Origin of the sequence: Enterobacter sichuanensis, from assembly GCF_009036245.1 — a bacterium.
Classification (GTDB): Bacteria; Pseudomonadota; Gammaproteobacteria; order Enterobacterales; family Enterobacteriaceae; genus Enterobacter; species Enterobacter sichuanensis.
This window is the reverse complement of record NZ_CP027986.1, coordinates 1,903,690-1,921,070: the sequence shown is the minus strand read 5'-3', so window position 1 is coordinate 1,921,070 and position 17,381 is coordinate 1,903,690. Positions and strand designations below refer to the sequence as shown.

Below are 17,381 nucleotides of genomic sequence, written 5' to 3'. Positions count from 1 at the left end.
ATTTACATTGCGTTCCAGACAAAGGGTGCCAGACTAATAGGAACCCACGCTAAAAGGAGGTAATGATGGTTTCTATCTACACCCTGACGCTCTCCCCTTCCCTTGATTCCGCAACCCTGACGCCGCAGATTTACCCGGAAGGTAAGTTGCGCTGTAGCGCCCCTGTCTTTGAGCCCGGCGGCGGCGGTATCAACGTGGCGCGCGCCATTACGCACCTTGGCGGCCACGCCACGGCAATTTTTCCCGTTGGTGGGGCCACCGGCGAACACCTGGTCTCTTTGCTGGCAGATGAACAGGTCGCCGTAGAGACCGTGGAGGCCAAAGACTGGACGCGGCAGAACCTGCACGTGCACGTGGAGTCCAGCGGCGAGCAGTATCGCTTTGTGATGCCCGGCGCGAAGCTCAGTGATGACGAGTTTCGTCAGCTTGAAGAGAAAGTGCTGACCATAGAAAGCGGCGCACTGCTGGTGATAAGCGGCAGCCTGCCCCCCGGAGTGAGTACAGATAAATTAACTGCGCTTATTCAGGCGGCGCAGCAGCGCGGCATCCGCTGCATTGTCGACAGCAGCGGCGAGGCCCTTCAGGCGGCACTCGTGCCGGGCAATCTGGAGCTGGTCAAACCGAACCAGAAAGAGCTCAGCGCGCTGGTCAACCGAGAGTTGACGCAACCGGATGATGTTCGCACCGCCGCACAGGAACTGGTACGCAGCGGCAAAGCACGACGCGTCGTGGTCTCTCTGGGTCCTCAGGGGGCACTGGCCGTCGATGAAACGTCAGCCGTTCAGGTTGTCCCACCGCCCATGAAAAGTCAGAGTACGGTTGGCGCCGGGGATAGCATGGTTGGCGCGATGACGCTGAAACTGGCGCAGGGCGCGTCTTTGCTGGAAATGGCGCGTTACGGTGTGGCGGCGGGTAGCGCCGCAACCATCAACCAGGGCACGCGTCTGTGTTCACTGGCCGATACGCAAAAAATCGTCGATTACCTGTCCCGAGATTAACGCCCGTTCCCCTTCATCGTTATGGAGGGGAATGTCATCTCTTAGTCGCCAAACGCAAACTATCGACTATGCTAAGAAAACTTCCATGATAACAATGAGGTGAATTATGAGCAGTGGTGACATCACCCGCTACGTCGTAACCGTCAACCTTCATGAAGCCTCGCTGACGGAGCTGAATGAGCTCAACAACGCCTTCACCCGGGCTAAGTTTCTCCTCACGCTCACGGATGACGAGGGCAATATTCACGATTTAGGCACCCTGGCATTTGGTCTCATCTCTGCGCTGACTAAAGAAGAAGTGCATGCGCTGGCCGCCAGTCTGGTGGAAAGTGTGACCGACAAACCCACCGAGATTGACGTCAATACCTGGGAAAGTTGGCAGAAAAAAGAACAATAAGTGCCCTGCATGAATTTAAACCGCTCAGGTGTGCGTTAGTTCGTATTTTTTTACCGCAATAATGCGCTAACTTTATGATCTGGCAGACAACATGGGAGAGACATCATGTGGCAGGCTATCAGTCATCTTTTAAGTGAGCAACTGGGTGAAGGTGAAATCGAACTGCGTAACGAACTGCCAGGCGGAGAGATCCACGCCGCGTGGCATTTACGCTACGCAGGCCGCGATCTCTTCGTAAAATGCGATGAGCGTGAGCTTCTTCCAATATTTACTGCCGAAGCCGACCAACTGGAGCTGTTGTCCCGCAGCAAAACGGTGACGGTTCCGCAGGTCCTGGCCGTGGGTAGTGACCGCGACTACAGCTTTCTGGTGATGGAATATCTCCCTGCCCGTCCGCTGGATGCCCATAACGCCTTCATTCTCGGCCAGCAGTTAGCGCGACTTCATCAATGGAGCGACCAGCCGCAGTTTGGTCTCGATTTCGACAACGATCTCTCCACCACGCCTCAGCCCAACGCCTGGCAGCGCCGCTGGTCGACGTTTTTTGCCGAGCAACGCATTGGCTGGCAGCTTGAGCTGGCCGCTGAGAAAGGGCTGGAATTTGGCAATATTGATGCCATCGTCGAACACGTTCAGCAGCGTCTGGCCTCCCACCAGCCGCAGGCGTCTCTGCTGCACGGTGATTTATGGTCCGATAACTGCGCGTTGGGTCCCAACGGCCCCTATATCTACGACCCGGCCTGTTACTGGGGTGACAGAGAGTGCGATCTGGCCATGCTGCCGCTGCATCCTGAGCAGCCGCCGCAAATATACGACGGGTACCAGTCCGTTTCCCCCCTGCCGCACGGTTTCCTCGATCGTCAACCGGTATATCAGCTGTATACGCTGATGAACCGCGCCATCCTCTTTGGTGGCGAACACCTTGTTAACGCCCAGCGGGCGCTCGAACGCATGCTTGCCGCCTGACAACAAAACGGGTGGCCTGAACGCCACCCTTACCGCTTACAGAAAACCAAGCAGTGAGAAGAAGAAATACCCCGCCACAATGACGATCGCAGGAAGGATATAGAGCGGGAAGATCTGCAGAAAAATGGAGTGACGCGGAACCACAATCCGGGATTCAATCTGTTCCCGGGTCATCCCTTCCGGGCCTTTGGCCTGCTCGAGAATCATCTGATCTTCAACCCCTTCACGAAGAAAACGCGTCTGACGGCTCATTCGTGCGCCGGAGGCCTGCAACGCCATGGCGATAAAGATCAGCGCATAGATAATCCAGAACCCAATATTGAGCTGCTGATGAAAGTCCGGCGTGGGGGAGTTGAACCAGAAGACATTCAAAAATGGCGTGTTAAAACGCATCATCTCAATCATGACATGCGCAAAATCAAGCATGACCGCATTAATACCCGGCTGTTTTTCGCTGTGATCGTACATGAACTTGAGCACAGAAATCAGCGTAGAAATAACGGCGGGAATAAAAATCACCCAGCCAGCAACCCGTTTTAAGACCGCAATGCGTCCAGCTTGTTGATACGTCATCAGTTCCTCTTCATAAAGACGCGTTATTTGTGCCTAAGTCTACCTGCTGGTCATCAATTTCGCCCGCTCTTTAAAAGCAATATGCTAAATTGCAGAGTGTGCTTAGCACGTATCGTCTGTCGAACACCCTGGATAAGGAGACGTTGTGATGTCGACACCGCGCCAAATTCTTGCCGCAATTTTTGACATGGATGGATTACTGATCGATTCCGAGCCGTTGTGGGATCGCGCTGAACTGGACGTCATGGCCAGTCTGGGCGTTGATATCAACCGCCGTAATGAACTTCCTGATACGCTGGGTCTGCGCATCGACATGGTGGTGGACCTGTGGTTTGCCCAACAGCCGTGGGTGGGCCCCGACCGTGATGAAGTGACCGCCCGTATTATCAGCCGCGCGATTTCCCTGGTGGAAGAGAACAGGCCGCTGCTGCCCGGCGTACGTGACGCCGTCGCGCTGTGCAAAGCTCAGGGGCTGAAAGTCGGCCTGGCCTCCGCCTCCCCGCTGCACATGCTGGAAAAAGTGCTCACCATGTTTGAGCTGCGCGACAGTTTCGATGCCCTGGCGTCCGCTGAAAAATTGCCTTACAGCAAGCCGCATCCTCAGGTCTATCTGGACTGCGCCGCGAAACTGGGCCTGGATCCCCTTAACTGTGTCGCGCTGGAAGATTCCGTTAACGGTATGGTGGCGTCCAAAGCCGCGCGGATGCGTTCCATTGTGGTGCCCGCTGAAGAGGGCCGTCACGATCCCCGGTTTGCCCTGGCCGATGTGAAGCTCACGTCACTAACAGAGCTCACGGCACGACACCTGCTGGGCGGTTAACCCTTATCGCCGGTTTGTGACAAACAGTTACACCGTCACCTCTTCCGCCTACTGTATAAAAACCCTATACTGTATGAATTGACAGTTTCGTGGGTTTTATCATGACGGCGGAAGGCCACCTGCTTTTTTCTATTGCGTGTGCAGTATTTGCCAAAAATGCTGAACTCACCCCCGTGCTGGCACAGGGGGACTGGTGGCATATTGTCCCTTCCGCCGTATTAACCTGTCTGCTGCCCGACATCGACCACCCGAAATCCTTCCTCGGACAACGTCTGAAGTGGGTGTCAAAACCCATCGCCCGCGCGTTCGGCCACCGGGGATTTACCCACAGTCTGCTGGCCGTATTTGGCCTGCTGACGCTGTTCTATTTAAAAGTGCCCGAAAGCTGGATAGTGCCTGCGGATGCCATTCAGGGCATGGTGCTGGGTTATCTGAGCCATATTCTCGCCGATATGCTGACGCCTGCGGGCGTGCCGCTGCTGTGGCCCTGCCGCTGGCGTTTTCGTTTTCCCATCCTTGTTCCCCAGAAAGGTAACCAGCTTGAGCGCGCATTGTGCATGGCGCTATTTGCTTACGCCGTCTGGATGCCGCAAACATTGCCCGAAAACAGTGCAGTCCGCTGGTCGTCCCAGATGATTAATTCACTGCAATTTCAGTTCAATCGTTTTATTCATCACCAGATTGAACAGTAAACCGACAAAATCATCCCATTTGTCATAACCCATTCCATTTGGATATAAGCGCTACATCACACTTCTGCTAACCTTCCGCCAACAGGATCGGTAAAAACCGGCCCGATAATAAATCAGGAGAACGGGGATGAATTTTCCACTCATCGCGAACGTCGTTGTGTTCGTTGTATTGCTATTGCTTCTCGCGCAGACGCGCCACAAACAGTGGAGCCTGGCGAAGAAAGTGCTGGTCGGTCTGGCCATGGGTGTCGTATTTGGTCTGGCATTACAGGCGATTTATGGCTCCGATAATCCAGTTCTGAAAGATTCTATTCAGTGGTTCAACATTGTCGGTAACGGCTATGTTCAGCTGCTGCAGATGATCGTTATGCCGCTGGTGTTCGCCTCTATTCTGAGCGCCGTTGCGCGCCTGCATAACGCCACTCAACTGGGCAAAATCAGTTTCCTGACCATCGGTACGCTGCTGTTTACCACGCTGATTGCCGCGCTGGTGGGTGTGCTGGTGACCAACCTGTTTGGCCTGACGGCCGAAGGTCTGGTTCAGGGCAGTGCTGAAACGGCGCGTCTGACCGCGATTCAGACCAACTACGTAGATAAAGTGGCTGACCTGACCGTGCCGCAAATGGTGCTTTCCTTCATTCCGAAGAACCCGTTTGCTGACCTGACCGGTGCAAATCCAACCTCCATCATCAGCGTGGTGATTTTCGCCGCGTTCCTGGGCGTGGCGGCGCTGAAGCTGCTGAAAGACGACGCGCCAAAAGGCGAGCGCGTGCTGACCGCCATCGATACCCTGCAAAGCTGGGTGATGAAGCTGGTACGTCTGGTGATGCAGTTAACCCCTTATGGCGTGCTGGCGCTGATGACCAAAGTGGTCGCTGGCTCTAACCTGCAGGACATTATCAAGCTGGGAAGTTTCGTCGTCGCCTCTTACCTGGGTCTGGGCATCATGTTCGTGGTGCACGGTATCCTGCTGGGTGTAAACGGCGTCAGCCCGCTGAAATACTTCCGTAAAGTCTGGCCAGTGTTGACCTTTGCCTTCACCAGCCGTTCCAGCGCCGCGTCTATTCCACTGAACGTGGAAGCGCAGACCCGTCGTCTGGGCGTGCCTGAGTCTATCGCCAGCTTCTCGGCCTCGTTTGGTGCAACCATTGGTCAGAACGGTTGCGCAGGCCTCTACCCGGCAATGCTGGCGGTGATGGTCGCGCCAACGGTGGGGATTAACCCGCTGGATCCGGTCTGGATCGCCACGCTGGTCGGGATTGTGACCGTGAGCTCCGCAGGCGTTGCGGGCGTTGGAGGTGGCGCAACTTTCGCCGCGCTGATTGTTCTGCCAGCGCTGGGCCTGCCGGTTACGCTAGTCGCCCTGCTGATCTCCGTTGAACCGCTGATCGACATGGGCCGTACCGCGCTGAACGTCAGCGGCTCAATGACCGCCGGTACGCTGACCAGCCAGTGGCTGAAGCAGACTGACAAAACGATTCTGGAAAGTGAAGACGACGCCGAGCTGGCGCACCGTTAATCACTGTAGAAATAAAAAAACCGCCTGATGGCGGTTTTTTTATGACTGTTATTCTTCAACCTCTTCATCCTGGCGTATCTGCATCGCCCACCGCTGCGCGGACTCCGGCACCGTAAACACGGGGGAACGACGGAAGTGCTCACCGATCAGCACAAAGGCCACGTATTTACCCCGCAGTTGCCAGACATCGCGAAACCCCTCCACTTTCAGGGCATGGTCAGGCGGCGCGGGCTCAACGCGGGGCACATAGCTAATAACCTGGCGGTTTTGTTGACGAAGAGGTTTCATAAGCGACGGATTCACTAAAACAAATTCTTGAAGCAGGAAAATTCTATGATAGCCGATCCTGCCCCCACGCGTCGCGCCTTGCGTGTGGTTGAGCGTGCCTTTTACGCAGTCAGTATCTGAAAACTCTTAGTTCACCTGCCCTTTCCCTACATTGTTCTATAGTTAACAGGGTTTTTTAGGAATGAATAAAGGAGAAGCGTGCAATGTCGAACAAAGATAAAACACATCAATCACCCATTCATGGCACCGAAGAATCGCAACCTGGGATGGACTCCCTTGCCCCTGAAGATGGCTCTCATCGCCCTTCCCCTGGCCCGTCCGCCCCAGGCGAGCAGCCTACCGCGCCGGGCAGTCTGAAATCACCGGACACCGGCAATGAGAAGCTGAAATCCCTCGATCCTCATCGCAAAGGCGGAGAAGGCTATGCGCTGACCACCAACCAGGGGGTGCGCATCGCTGACGACCAGAACTCCCTGCGCGCCGGGTCCCGCGGGCCAACCCTGCTGGAAGATTTTATCCTGAGGGAAAAAATTACCCACTTTGACCACGAACGCATACCGGAGCGCATCGTCCACGCGCGCGGCTCCGCTGCGCACGGCTACTTCCAGCCCTACAAGAGCCTGAAAGCGATCACCAAAGCGGACTTCCTCTCCGACCCGGACAAGATAACGCCGGTGTTCGTGCGTTTCTCCACCGTTCAGGGCGGTGCGGGCTCGGCGGATACAGTGCGTGATATCCGCGGCTTCGCCACCAAGTTTTATACCGAAGAGGGTATTTTCGATCTGGTGGGTAATAACACCCCGGTGTTTTTCATTCAGGATGCGCATAAATTTCCTGACTTTGTCCATGCGGTAAAACCGGAGCCCCACTGGGCCATACCGCAGGGACAAAGTGCGCACGACACCTTCTGGGACTATGTCTCTCTGCAGCCTGAAACCTTGCACAACGTGATGTGGGCGATGTCAGACCGCGGGATCCCCCGCAGTTACCGCACCATGGAGGGGTTTGGCATTCACACCTTCCGGATGATCAACGCCGAGGGGAAAGCCACGTTTGTCCGTTTCCACTGGAAACCGGTGGCGGGTAAAGCCTCGCTGGTGTGGGATGAGGCGCAGAAACTGACCGGGCGCGACCCGGACTTCCATCGCCGGGAGCTGTGGGAGGCCATTGAAGCCGGCGACTTCCCGGAATATGAACTGGGCCTGCAGCTGATCCCGGAAGAGGACGAATTTAAGTTCGATTTCGATCTCCTGGACCCGACCAAACTGATCCCGGAGGAGCTGGTGCCGGTTCAGCTGGTGGGTAAAATGGTGCTCAACCGCAACCCGGATAACTTCTTTGCCGAAAACGAACAGGCCGCCTTCCATCCCGGGCATATCGTGCCGGGGCTGGACTTCACCAACGATCCGCTGTTACAGGGGCGCCTGTTCTCGTATACCGATACGCAGATCAGCCGTCTTGGCGGGCCGAACTTCCACGAGATCCCGATCAACCGCCCCACCTGCCCGTATCACAACTTCCAGCGCGACGGGATGCACCGTCAGGATATTGATACCAACCCAGCCAACTATGAGCCGAACTCCATCAACGATAACTGGCCGCGTGAAACCCCTCCGGCCCCAAAACGTGGTGGATTCGAATCGTATCAGGAGCGGATCGATGGCAACAAAATTCGCGAGCGCAGCCCGTCGTTCGGCGAGTATTACGCCCACCCTCGCCTGTTCTGGAACAGCCAGACGCCGATTGAACAGCAGCATATTATCGGCGGCTTCAGCTTCGAACTGAGCAAAGTGGTACGCACGTATATCCGCGAGCGCGTAGTCGACCAGCTGGCGCATATTGATATTCAGCTTGCCCAGAGCGTGGCGGATAACCTGGGTATCACGCTGACCGATGAACAGCGCAATCTTGCGCCGCCGAAAGAGGTTAACGGAATCAAGAAAGATCCCTCGCTGAGCCTGTACGCGGTGCCGGGAGGGTCGATCAAAGGCCGAGTGGTGGCAATCCTGCTGAACGAAAAAACCCGCGCCAGCGACGTGCTGGGGATCATGCAGGCGCTGAAAACCAAAGGCGTACACGCCAAACTGCTTTATTCACGCATGGGTGAAGTGACCGCTGATGACGGCTCCGTGCTGCCGGTGGCGGCAACCTTTGCCGGTGCACCGTCGCTGACGGTGGACGCGGTGATTGTGCCGGGCGGGGATATAACCAGCCTGCTGACCAACGGTGACGCCGTCTATTATCTGCTTGAAGCCTATAAGCACCTGAAACCGATCGCCCTTTCCGGTGATGCACGACAGTTTAAAGCGCCGCTGAAGGTGGCCGAGCAAGGTGAGGACGGCATTGTGGAGGGAGATAACGTTGACGATGCGTTTATGACGAAGCTGTTTGATTTGCTCGCCGCGCACCGCGTCTGGTCGCGAAGCAGCAAGATCGATCAGATTCCGGCGTAAAAAAAGCCGGGTGGCGCTTGCGCTTACCCGGCCTACATTCGATTGGTTTTGTAGGCCCGGTAAGGCGAAGCCGCCACCGGGCTTTATTTCAAAGATCCCCGAACGTCCCCAACCGATACCCGCGCTCGGCAATCGCGTACTTGAGCGATGGCGACGTCAACACATCCAGCTCCGCCAGGCGCGGCCAGCAGTAGGCGCTCTTACGCACGATGTTATCGACAAAGGCGGGATGCGCCATCACCTCCAGCGACCGTTCACCCCGTGCGGCGGAATCATCCAGCACCTTCAGGAACAGCGCCTCGTCGATCGCATCGCCGTAGAACGCGCTGCTGAACCCCTCGGTTGTGGCCACGGTGTACGCCGGCAGCCCTCGCACGTCGCGATCCACACGCATGGCGACGCCTTTACGCTGCGCAAATTCCGCAACCAGAGGGAAAATCGCCGGGATCATATGCACATGGTGATGGCTGTCGATATGCGTCGGTTCACGACCAAAGAGGTCTACAAAACGGTTGAACTGACAGTCCAGCTCGCGGGCAATCTCTTCAAGCGGCAGCGCGTCTTCCGCCATCTCCCAAATCCATTTCCCCAACTGTCCGTCGCGCGTCAGGCCCGGCATCGCTGAAAGCGGCATGCCCAGGGTCAGCACAAAGTGCATGCCCACGCCCAGGTCAGGTACCTCGCGGCTCAGCTGCGCCGCATGCTCAATCGCTTCTCCATTCACCAGCGCCGTCGTCGAGGTGACTACCCCCCGACGACAGGCTTCAACAATGCCGTAGTTCTGCCCTTTCGACAGGCCAAAATCATCAGCATTGACGATCAGCAGGTTTTCCATCGCACATCCTCTTAACGGTGTTGGAACTTGAGCTTCTCTACCGTGGCGGCAAAGTTTGGCAGCCATTTTTCGTGGGCCAGGATCATCTCCGTCGCCAGCACTTCTGCGTCGCGGTCGGAATGCACCAGCGGGCTGAGGTTCAGCGCCAGAAGCACGTCGTTCAGCTCACCGCTCAGCGCCGCGTTGCTGGCCGCCACCTCGAACCCTTTGATGGTGTGAATGAGCCCCATCACCTTCTCATCAAAGTGGGTAATACGCGGATGCGGTTTCGCGCCATCGCGGCCGAGGATGCAGGTCATCTCCACGGCCCAGTCGGCCGGGATATTGTCGATATGGCCATGGTGCGGCACATTGACGTAGTGCTCGGCCTGCTTGTCGTTGTAAATGGCGTTGATCACTTCACACGCCGCATCGGAGTAGTAAGCCCCACCGCGCTGCTCCAGCTCTTTTGGTTTGACGTTCAGGTTCGGATCTTTATACAAATCAAACAGCTGCTTCTCAACTTTCTGCACGATCTGAGCCCGTGCGCCGCCCTTATAGTACTCGCCCATTTCAATGGCCAGCATCTCTTTCTGCTTGAAGTAGTAGAGCAGGTAGGAGCACGGCAGCAGATTAAGGGAACGGATCAGCCCTTCACTGAACGGCAGGTCGAAGATATTTTTCACGGATGCGGCGGTCAGACGTCCCGACGCCACGCCGTCGAGCAGTTCGGCAAAGCGCGATTTGCCGTTCACGATGACGTCTTTGATGAACACCATGTGGTTCAGGCCGAACAGATCGATGGAAAGATCGTCGCTGTCGGTCAGCCCCAGCACGTCACGGATAAACATCTTCATGCCAATCGGAATGTTACAGACGCCGATAAAGCGTTTGAAATTCGTATGCCGATAGACCGCCTCGGTCACCATACCGGCCGGATTGGTGAAGTTAATCACCCACGCGTTCGGGCAGATCTCCTGCACGTCTTTGACGATGTCGAAAATGACCGGGATGGTACGCAGGCCTTTAAACAGGCCGCCCGCGCCATTAGTCTCTTGCCCCAGATAACCGTGGCTCAGGGGAATACGCTCGTCCAGCTCGCGCGCTTTCAGCTGGCCCACGCGCAGCTGGGTGGTAACGAAATCCGCATCTTTCAGCGCCAGACGGCGATCGAGTGTTTTGTGTACGGTTAAGGGCACACCGGCTTTCGCCACCATGCGCTGACACAGGTCAAAAATGATATCCAGTTTTTCCTGCCCTTCCTCAACGTCAACCAGCCATAATTCGCTGACCGGTAATTCGTGATACCGTTTCAGGAAACCTTCAAGTAATTCCGGGGTATAGCTGCTGCCGCCACCAATGGTTACGACTTTCAATTTCTTCTGCATAATATCTCCCTTAGCGTATCAGGTTAATCGCCTGCAAGGTATAGCGTACTCTTCCCGCTATTTGGGCAAGCCATTAAAGCAATATTTGTGGCGGGCAATCCGCCGAACGTTAATTAATTACCGTCAGGTTCTTCCGGTAACTATTTGGTGTGAATGAGGTCAATTTCTTAAACGTTTTAATAAACAGGCTGGGACTGCTGTACCCGGACTCATAGGCAATATCCGTGACAGAATAGTTGGTAATTTCCAGCTGTTTTTTGGCAAAGTTAATGCGGATTTCATTAATAATTTGCACCGGCGTTTTACGATAATAGCGCTGGGTCGCACGGGTCAAATATTCCTGGGATTTCCCCGACAGTGAAACCATATTTTCCAGCGCATTTTCGCTGAACTGGCCTTTATCGTGCATCAGCTCAACGGTGCTGCGCAGCCACTGTGGAATATCATCCGTCACCTGCTGCTCTTCACGGTGATGGCGCAGCCGGTTCATCACGTAGAAGGTCACCGTTTCAATAAACTCATCGAACTCATTGTCGCGGAAGTTGAGCGAGGCAATCACCGTTTCAATCCAGGTCATGAACTCGTTTTTGACGCGATAGACCTGTGATGCCACAAAACAGAACGGCACCAGCGGCAGATAGTGCTTCTCAAAGAAGCGTCTGCTGACACCCACGTTCAGAATGCGGGTGGCGCCAAATTCGTAAAAGCTCTGGTGATGTGAGCCCATCGGCAGAAAGACAAAATCTCCGCGCTCAAGCAGAACGCGCTTACCGTTGATCTCCTGATAGTAGCGGCCGGTCAGAACAATCGTGAACTCGTAGTAGTCATGCTGGTGCAGACCACTCGCGCTCTCCGTCTTGTTGTAGATAACCACGTGAAAATTCTTGCCATTAAACAGTTGCTGCTCAAGTGCGGTTTTAATTTCCATCGTGCTGACCCCCTGCTACTCAGTCTGACTTACTGCATCTTCTCGTGAAGCTCAATTAACTCCGCCACCAGCTCGCGCGCCAGCATCGAGGTCATCAGGTGATCCTGGGCGTGTACCAGCACCAGACTGACCTTCATCTTCCCTTCGCCCTGGTCGCCTTCAATCAGCTTCGTCTGCACCAGGTGCGCTTCATTGAGCGCGGTACGGGACTGTTCCATCATGGTTTTCGCGGCGGCAAAATCCCCCTGCTTAGCCTGCTTGAGTGCGGCATACGCCAGGCTGCGTGCCTGACCGGAGTTGATGATAAGGCCCATCACCACTTCTTCGAGGTCATTCTCAGCGCTTTCTTCTGCAACGATACTGTCCAAATCTAACATCTTTAAGCTCCTTTTCGCTGGCGCGGGTTGCCCCGCGCCGTGCAATTTTAGAATTTCAGTGCGAGGGCGATATCCTCTTCGCTCTCTTCTTCATCAATAACGGTTGCGGCTTTGTTGGCGATGGCCACGAACGGCATGTAGAGCAGCGTTGCAATCCCGAGGTTGAATATCGCCAGCAGGAAGGCGGCGACGCTACCGTTGGTATTGAAGAACGCCCCCAGACCCGCCGGCATTGTCCACGGCGCAATGTTGGTAATTGGTGGGATAATGCCCAGGTAATACGCGGTCAGGGTGATCCCCGCCAGCAGCGGCTGAACCAGGATGAAGGGAATGAACATCACCGGGTTCATGATGATTGGCAGACCAAACAGGATCGGTTCGTTAATCTGGAAGATACCTGACGGCAGTGCCAGCTTCGCCACCTGACGATGGTCAGCGCGACGAGAGACAATAAAGACCGCGATGATCAGACCCAGCGTCGCCCCGGTACCCCCCAGGAAGATATAGGAGTCCAGCATCGGCTTCGCCCACACATGGAAGGTTTTACCGGCCGCCAGCGCCGCGTCAACGGAGCCGTACTGCTGATAAAGTGCAACGTTTTCCAGTGCCCATGGGGTCATGATACCGCTGTCCAGCGCGGCCAGTGCCAGTGAACCATGCACGCCGAAGAACCACAGCAGGGAGGTGAAAATCACGTACGCCCAACCGACCACACCCCCCATCGACGCCAGCGGCGTAGAGATAGAGTCCATGATGATCTGGTGGAAGTTTGTGCCCCAGTGAGAGAGCGCCCAGGCAATAATCCCCATGATGGAGAGAATAATGAAGCCTGGAATCAACGCGGAAAATGAACGGGAAACGGACGCCGGCACGCTATCCGGCAGGCGAATCACCCAGTTGCGACGGATAATAAAGGTAAACATCTCTGCCACCACCAGACCGATAACAATACCGGAGATGATGTTGGCCCCACCCAGCCAGTTGGCGCCCACCGCATAGGCTTCACCGACACTGTAGGGGGTTACGGTCATAAAGGCGGCAACGGATAATAACCCGGCGGCCAGCGGATCCACTTTCCGCTCTTCTGCCAGTGCCATCCCGATAAAGAAAGGCGCCATCAGCGACATAATACCCAACGTACCGTTGTATACGTTACCGCCAATGGCTTTAAAACCATTAAGGGTTTCAATTGTCGATGCGTCTAAGCGAATTCCTAATGAATAAAAGAAGGAACCTTCACCAAAGCTCAGAAAAACGTTGTTAATTAAAACGAACATTGCCCCAGCCAGCGTCAATGGCATTAATTTAATAAAGCCGTTTTTGATGGCGTTAACGTGAGGCTGCTTTCCTATTTTAACAGCAAAAGGAAGGAGTACCTTTTCAAGTGAAGCGATGACTTTACTCATAGGAAAATACCCTTAAATGCCGCAACGACTGTTACGGCGTATTGTGTGTGAAATAACTCTTTGACGGGAAAAATAAAAATTAATTAGCCGCTTTTTTAATGGCTGCCACAGCAGCTTTAAGTACACCTAAACCATCAATCTTGCCGTACAGCCCCGAGTCGATCACTTCGACCGGTTTATTGGGTAACAGACGTTGTATTTCTGGCAGCATGTAGGCAATTTGCGGCCCGAGTAAAACGACATCCGCAGTCTGCCCCTTTTCACCCGCCAGCGTTTCCGGGAACGCTTCGATCACCACAGGCACTTCATACTTTTCAGCCTGTGCACGCATCTTTGACACCAGAAGCGAGGTTGACATGCCCGCTGAGCAGAACAGGTAGATATGTTTCTTTTCCATCGTTATTTCCCTCTTGTATGACTACCTGCCGTCTCGCTATCACTCGACTCGCTCTCCTGGCTGACAGGTAGTGTGCTGACTGTTGTTTATCGTTGGAGTGAGTATACGTAATGGTACAGAGGGGGGATAATTCTGGACAGGCCTAAATTGTCTCTCATTGACCTGGCTTGTTGACTACCTTCACATTTCGGGCAAATAATTCGCGCAAAGAAATAAGATTTACGTATGGATAAAAAAACCGGCCGATGGGCCGGTTTGTTAACATCCTCAGAGCAGCAAGGTTACTGCGCCTTAGGTGCCTGCGGATCGGTGTCATATTCTGCACAGGTCTGATACCCGGAGTTGATGACATGGCCGGTATCGTCCAGGGCGACAAAGTAGGTTTCTGCCTTACCATCACGTTGACCCAGGATATAGGTCTGACAGGTACCACGCGCGTGGATCATCGTCACTTCTGAAGACGGCTTACCAGCAATCGCAGCCACCTGCGAACGCGTCATGCCTTTTTTGACATCTTTCACCACGGGCTGTGTGAACTGATCTTTGGTGCGATCGTACGCCGTACACCCTGCCAGCATAGTCAGTACCGCCGCTGCGCTAAGAATTCCTGCTACGTTCTTGTTCATATTCCGTCCTCTTGTTTATCAGCGTGTTATCTAAGCATGGGATAAAAAGTACTATTGTTCAACTTTGTGAGTTACGCCAGACGAATTTCGGAAAATTCTAATAAAACAACGATAACCTGCTAAAACGGCGCAAATTAGCGCACTCGAAACTGTGATCCTTGTCGTTTTCCGTCCAAAGGGTTAGTTTTAACAGTTAACACATTCTGTTTATGGAGAGCGTGATGACTCTGCAACAAGAGATTATCCAGGCGCTGGGCGCGAAGCCCGCGATAGATGCAAATGAAGAGATCCGCCGCAGCGTGGATTTTTTAAAAGCGTATTTAAAGACCAACTCTTTCCTGAAATCTCTGGTGCTGGGCATCAGCGGCGGCCAGGATTCCACGCTGACCGGTAAGCTCTGCCAGATGGCGATTTCAGAGCTGCGCGAGGAGACGGGAGATGAAAGCCTGCAGTTTATCGCCGTGCGCCTTCCGTATGGCGTACAGGCAGATGAACAGGATTGTCAGGATGCCATCGCCTTTATTCAGCCTGACCGCGTACTGACGGTGAATATCAAAGGATCGGTGCTGGCGAGCGAGCAGGCCCTGCGCGAAGCGGGCATTGAGTTGAGCGATTTTGTTCGCGGCAACGAAAAAGCCCGTGAGCGCATGAAAGCGCAGTACAGCATCGCCGGGATGACCAAAGGCGTCGTGGTCGGCACCGACCATGCAGCCGAAGCGATCACCGGTTTCTTCACCAAATACGGCGACGGCGGCACCGACATTAACCCGATCTTCCGTCTGAACAAGCGTCAGGGTAAGCAGTTGCTTGCCGCGCTGGGCTGCCCGGAGCATCTGTATAAGAAAGCGCCGACAGCGGATCTGGAGGACGATCGTCCTTCCCTGCCGGATGAAGCAGCCCTGGGCGTGACCTATGACAATATCGATGATTATCTTGAAGGCAAAACGCTGGATGAAGGTACCGCCAAAATCATCGAAGGTTGGTATCTGAAAACCGAACACAAGCGTCGCCCACCGATTACGGTGTTTGACGATTTCTGGAAGAAATAAAAACAAAACGGTAACCCAGGTTACCGTTTTTAGTGTTTACGCCCTCTCCCGTGGGAGAGGGTTGGGGTGAGGGCATCAGGCCGCACATCCTGGCCGGGTAAGGCGCAGCCGCCACCCGGCTCTTTTTTAACCAAACCGCCTCTGTTACACTGTATACCTGAACAGTATATGGAGTGGTATGTGAGCAGGCGTCAATCCGCCCCGCGTCTTGAATTTGAAGCGGCGGCTATCTACGAATATCCCGAGCACCTTCGTCCCTGGCTTGAAGCGCTGCCTAAGCTGCCGGGCGTGTATATCTTTCACGGTGAAAGCGACACCCTGCCGCTCTATATCGGCAAAAGCGTGAATATTCGCAGCCGGGTGTTATCCCATCTGCGTACGCCGGACGAGGCCGCCATGCTGCGCCAGTCGCGTCGCATATCCTGGTTCGAGACGGCGGGAGAAATGGGCGCGCTGTTACTGGAAGCCAGACTTATCAAAGAACAACAGCCGCTGTTTAACAAGCGCCTGCGCCGCAATCGTCAGCTCTGCTCCCTGCAAATAACCGCCGGCAAGCCGCAGGTTGTCTACGCGCGCGAGGTCGATTTTTCTCATGCCCCGAATCTTTACGGCCTGTTTGCGAATAAACGTGCCGCGCTCCAGGCGCTGCAAACCCTGGCGGATGAACTGCAGCTTTGTTACAGCCTTTTGGGTCTCGAGGCGACCACCCGCGGACGGGCCTGTTTCCGGTCGGCACTTAAGCGCTGCGCAGGCGCCTGCTGCGGGAAAGAGAGTGTCGACGCGCATCACGCCCGGCTCCTCGCCGGCCTGTCGACCATCAGCGTTAACTGCTGGCCCTGGGAAGGCGCCGTTGCGCTAAAAGAGGTGGGTGAAGCGATGACCCAGTACCACATCGTCAACAACTGGTTCTGGCTGGGCGCCGTCGACGATATCAACGACGCGGCAACCCTGTTGCGCACACCCGCCGGATTTGACCACGATGGCTATAAAATTCTCTGTAAACCCGTCTTAGCCGGTAAGTTTGAAGTCATTGAGCTCAATGGCCTGGCAGCCACGTAATTTCACTGAACAACAGGGTGCCCTGAGGCTCCAGCAGACGCAGAGTATGGGTCCCCTCCTCCCAGCTGGCGCCCTGATCGGCCGTCAGCAATTTATCCCCCAACTGCCACGCCCCGCTTAAGACAAAGACCACGCCCCCGCGTGTGCCAAAGGTGGTAAAGGTCCGGTCGGCCACGCGCACCTTCGCCCGACAACAGTCGCGACGGGTCATAATATTGAAGTCCATCGCCATCCGCCCATCGGACAGCAGCGCCTTGACCGGCAGATCGCCGGCAAAACTGTAAGGCTGATGGTGCTTGAGGGTATGGAAGAACGCCTGACCGGCATCGAGCGTTACCTCCCCTCCTTCCAGCAAGGTAATCACCCGATCGACGCCGGGGAATGAGGAGAATTCGCCGTTGCTGGCGATAGTCGCGATACTGGCACGCCAGTGAAAATCGCGCGTTGCGGGTGGGAAACAACAAATCTCACGCGTTTCGCCAGCACCATTACGCCAGAGGCTGACCGGCATCTTACGGATATCAAAGAACTCCATCACCACTCCTGAATGGCACAACCCGTGCCAGGGCAAAGATATTGCTATCGTTGCTGTCTTGTTTGTTATCGTTGGGTATTCACAGACACAGTATCG

The 17,381-nt window shown here is 55.0% G+C and carries 19 protein-coding genes; 9 read left to right on the top strand and 10 right to left on the bottom strand.

The genetic code is table 11. From position 1 onward, the window contains the following. Nucleotides 1-65: 65 nt before the first annotated feature. From pfkB to C1N69_RS09165, 3 genes are all read left to right on the top strand, one after another. Nucleotides 66-998 carry a 6-phosphofructokinase II gene (pfkB, locus tag C1N69_RS09175; protein ID WP_045285277.1) on the top strand — a complete coding sequence of 311 codons (933 nt, stop codon included), beginning with the start codon at nucleotides 66-68 and terminating at the stop codon, nucleotides 996-998. A 106-nt stretch (nucleotides 999-1,104) separates the two neighbouring features. After that, complete coding sequence (gene ghoS, locus C1N69_RS09170; protein WP_155031029.1) at nucleotides 1,105-1,395, top strand: type V toxin-antitoxin system endoribonuclease antitoxin GhoS; 291 nt, start codon at nucleotides 1,105-1,107, stop codon at nucleotides 1,393-1,395. A gap of 105 nt (nucleotides 1,396-1,500) precedes the next feature. Then, nucleotides 1,501-2,361 carry a fructosamine kinase family protein gene (locus C1N69_RS09165; RefSeq protein ID WP_025757347.1) on the top strand — a complete coding sequence of 287 codons (861 nt, stop codon included), beginning with the start codon at nucleotides 1,501-1,503 and terminating at the stop codon, nucleotides 2,359-2,361. 36 nt (nucleotides 2,362-2,397) lie between these two features. Here C1N69_RS09165 and C1N69_RS09160 read toward each other — a convergent pair whose 3' ends face one another. Then, entirely contained in the window at nucleotides 2,398-2,934 is a 537-nt protein-coding gene (locus C1N69_RS09160) for a YniB family protein (RefSeq protein WP_025757348.1), read from the bottom strand. A 148-nt stretch (nucleotides 2,935-3,082) separates the two neighbouring features. Between C1N69_RS09160 and hxpB the strand changes: the two genes are divergently transcribed. The 3 genes from hxpB (at nucleotide 3,083) to tcyP (ending at nucleotide 5,965) form a co-directional block, all read left to right on the top strand. Further along, nucleotides 3,083-3,754 (top strand): hexitol phosphatase HxpB, encoded by a 672-nt coding sequence (hxpB, locus tag C1N69_RS09155; RefSeq protein ID WP_094918961.1) that lies wholly within the window; start codon nucleotides 3,083-3,085, stop codon nucleotides 3,752-3,754. A gap of 101 nt (nucleotides 3,755-3,855) precedes the next feature. Next, entirely contained in the window at nucleotides 3,856-4,446 is a 591-nt protein-coding gene (locus C1N69_RS09150; protein ID WP_025757350.1) for a metal-dependent hydrolase, read from the top strand. Between the two features lie 127 nt (nucleotides 4,447-4,573). After that, the gene (gene tcyP / locus C1N69_RS09145) at nucleotides 4,574-5,965 is read left to right on the top strand and encodes a cystine/sulfocysteine:cation symporter (protein ID WP_155031028.1); all 1,392 of its coding nucleotides are present in this window, start codon (nucleotides 4,574-4,576) and stop codon (nucleotides 5,963-5,965) included. 48 nt (nucleotides 5,966-6,013) lie between these two features. On the opposite strand, the gene cedA is transcribed toward tcyP, so the two are convergent. Then, nucleotides 6,014-6,253: a cell division activator CedA gene (gene cedA, locus C1N69_RS09140; protein ID WP_025757352.1), complete on the bottom strand. Its 240-nt coding sequence runs from the start codon at nucleotides 6,251-6,253 to the stop codon at nucleotides 6,014-6,016. A gap of 203 nt (nucleotides 6,254-6,456) precedes the next feature. On the opposite strand from cedA, the gene katE reads away from it, so the two are divergent. Then, nucleotides 6,457-8,706, top strand: a complete 2,250-nt coding sequence (gene katE, locus C1N69_RS09135; RefSeq protein WP_155031027.1) for a catalase HPII — start codon at nucleotides 6,457-6,459, stop codon at nucleotides 8,704-8,706. Nucleotides 8,707-8,794: 88 nt separating this feature from the next. Here katE and chbG read toward each other — a convergent pair whose 3' ends face one another. From chbG to osmE, 7 genes are all read right to left on the bottom strand, one after another. Then, the gene (chbG, locus tag C1N69_RS09130) at nucleotides 8,795-9,541 is read right to left on the bottom strand and encodes a chitin disaccharide deacetylase (protein ID WP_155031026.1); all 747 of its coding nucleotides are present in this window, start codon (nucleotides 9,539-9,541) and stop codon (nucleotides 8,795-8,797) included. Between the two features lie 11 nt (nucleotides 9,542-9,552). Beyond that, entirely contained in the window at nucleotides 9,553-10,908 is a 1,356-nt protein-coding gene (locus C1N69_RS09125) for a 6-phospho-beta-glucosidase (RefSeq protein ID WP_104556286.1), read from the bottom strand. 109 nt (nucleotides 10,909-11,017) lie between these two features. After that, entirely contained in the window at nucleotides 11,018-11,836 is an 819-nt protein-coding gene (gene chbR / locus C1N69_RS09120) for a transcriptional regulator ChbR (protein WP_025757356.1), read from the bottom strand. Between the two features lie 29 nt (nucleotides 11,837-11,865). Beyond that, a complete protein-coding gene (gene chbA, locus C1N69_RS09115; protein ID WP_047958323.1) occupies nucleotides 11,866-12,213 on the bottom strand; it encodes a PTS N,N'-diacetylchitobiose transporter subunit IIA in 348 nt (115 codons plus the stop codon). A 47-nt stretch (nucleotides 12,214-12,260) separates the two neighbouring features. Next, nucleotides 12,261-13,619 carry a PTS N,N'-diacetylchitobiose transporter subunit IIC gene (chbC, locus tag C1N69_RS09110; RefSeq protein WP_025757358.1) on the bottom strand — a complete coding sequence of 453 codons (1,359 nt, stop codon included), beginning with the start codon at nucleotides 13,617-13,619 and terminating at the stop codon, nucleotides 12,261-12,263. A 79-nt stretch (nucleotides 13,620-13,698) separates the two neighbouring features. Further along, nucleotides 13,699-14,016, bottom strand: a complete 318-nt coding sequence (chbB, locus tag C1N69_RS09105) for a PTS N,N'-diacetylchitobiose transporter subunit IIB (RefSeq protein WP_008500676.1) — start codon at nucleotides 14,014-14,016, stop codon at nucleotides 13,699-13,701. A gap of 281 nt (nucleotides 14,017-14,297) precedes the next feature. After that, nucleotides 14,298-14,642: an osmotically-inducible lipoprotein OsmE gene (osmE, locus tag C1N69_RS09100; protein ID WP_003857836.1), complete on the bottom strand. Its 345-nt coding sequence runs from the start codon at nucleotides 14,640-14,642 to the stop codon at nucleotides 14,298-14,300. A gap of 221 nt (nucleotides 14,643-14,863) precedes the next feature. Here osmE and nadE point away from each other — a divergent pair, with 221 nt between their 5' ends. Further along, the gene (gene nadE / locus C1N69_RS09095; RefSeq protein ID WP_025757359.1) at nucleotides 14,864-15,691 is read left to right on the top strand and encodes an ammonia-dependent NAD(+) synthetase; all 828 of its coding nucleotides are present in this window, start codon (nucleotides 14,864-14,866) and stop codon (nucleotides 15,689-15,691) included. Between the two features lie 180 nt (nucleotides 15,692-15,871). After that, nucleotides 15,872-16,750, top strand: a complete 879-nt coding sequence (cho, locus tag C1N69_RS09090; RefSeq protein ID WP_059385758.1) for an excinuclease Cho — start codon at nucleotides 15,872-15,874, stop codon at nucleotides 16,748-16,750. Here cho and ves read toward each other — a convergent pair. Beyond that, the gene (gene ves / locus C1N69_RS09085) at nucleotides 16,728-17,285 is read right to left on the bottom strand and encodes an environmental stress-induced protein Ves (protein ID WP_025757361.1); all 558 of its coding nucleotides are present in this window, start codon (nucleotides 17,283-17,285) and stop codon (nucleotides 16,728-16,730) included. The genes cho and ves overlap by 23 nt on opposite strands. Between the last annotated feature and the right edge of the window lie 96 nt (nucleotides 17,286-17,381).

Coding starts and splice junctions, on each gene's coding strand:
- chbB (WP_008500676.1), bottom strand. CDS start 14,016: ATGGAAAAGAAACATATCTACCTGTTCTGCTCAGCGGGCATGTCAACC.
- nadE (WP_025757359.1), top strand. CDS start 14,864: ATGACTCTGCAACAAGAGATTATCCAGGCGCTGGGCGCGAAGCCCGCG.
- osmE (WP_003857836.1), bottom strand. CDS start 14,642: ATGAACAAGAACGTAGCAGGAATTCTTAGCGCAGCGGCGGTACTGACT.
- hxpB (WP_094918961.1), top strand. CDS start 3,083: ATGTCGACACCGCGCCAAATTCTTGCCGCAATTTTTGACATGGATGGA.
- chbR (WP_025757356.1), bottom strand. CDS start 11,836: ATGGAAATTAAAACCGCACTTGAGCAGCAACTGTTTAATGGCAAGAAT.
- ves (WP_025757361.1), bottom strand. CDS start 17,285: ATGGAGTTCTTTGATATCCGTAAGATGCCGGTCAGCCTCTGGCGTAAT.
- cedA (WP_025757352.1), bottom strand. CDS start 6,253: ATGAAACCTCTTCGTCAACAAAACCGCCAGGTTATTAGCTATGTGCCC.
- tcyP (WP_155031028.1), top strand. CDS start 4,574: ATGAATTTTCCACTCATCGCGAACGTCGTTGTGTTCGTTGTATTGCTA.
- chbA (WP_047958323.1), bottom strand. CDS start 12,213: ATGTTAGATTTGGACAGTATCGTTGCAGAAGAAAGCGCTGAGAATGAC.
- katE (WP_155031027.1), top strand. CDS start 6,457: ATGTCGAACAAAGATAAAACACATCAATCACCCATTCATGGCACCGAA.
- C1N69_RS09165 (WP_025757347.1), top strand. CDS start 1,501: ATGTGGCAGGCTATCAGTCATCTTTTAAGTGAGCAACTGGGTGAAGGT.
- C1N69_RS09160 (WP_025757348.1), bottom strand. CDS start 2,934: ATGACGTATCAACAAGCTGGACGCATTGCGGTCTTAAAACGGGTTGCT.
- chbC (WP_025757358.1), bottom strand. CDS start 13,619: ATGAGTAAAGTCATCGCTTCACTTGAAAAGGTACTCCTTCCTTTTGCT.
- pfkB (WP_045285277.1), top strand. CDS start 66: ATGGTTTCTATCTACACCCTGACGCTCTCCCCTTCCCTTGATTCCGCA.
- C1N69_RS09125 (WP_104556286.1), bottom strand. CDS start 10,908: ATGCAGAAGAAATTGAAAGTCGTAACCATTGGTGGCGGCAGCAGCTAT.
- C1N69_RS09150 (WP_025757350.1), top strand. CDS start 3,856: ATGACGGCGGAAGGCCACCTGCTTTTTTCTATTGCGTGTGCAGTATTT.
- chbG (WP_155031026.1), bottom strand. CDS start 9,541: ATGGAAAACCTGCTGATCGTCAATGCTGATGATTTTGGCCTGTCGAAA.
- ghoS (WP_155031029.1), top strand. CDS start 1,105: ATGAGCAGTGGTGACATCACCCGCTACGTCGTAACCGTCAACCTTCAT.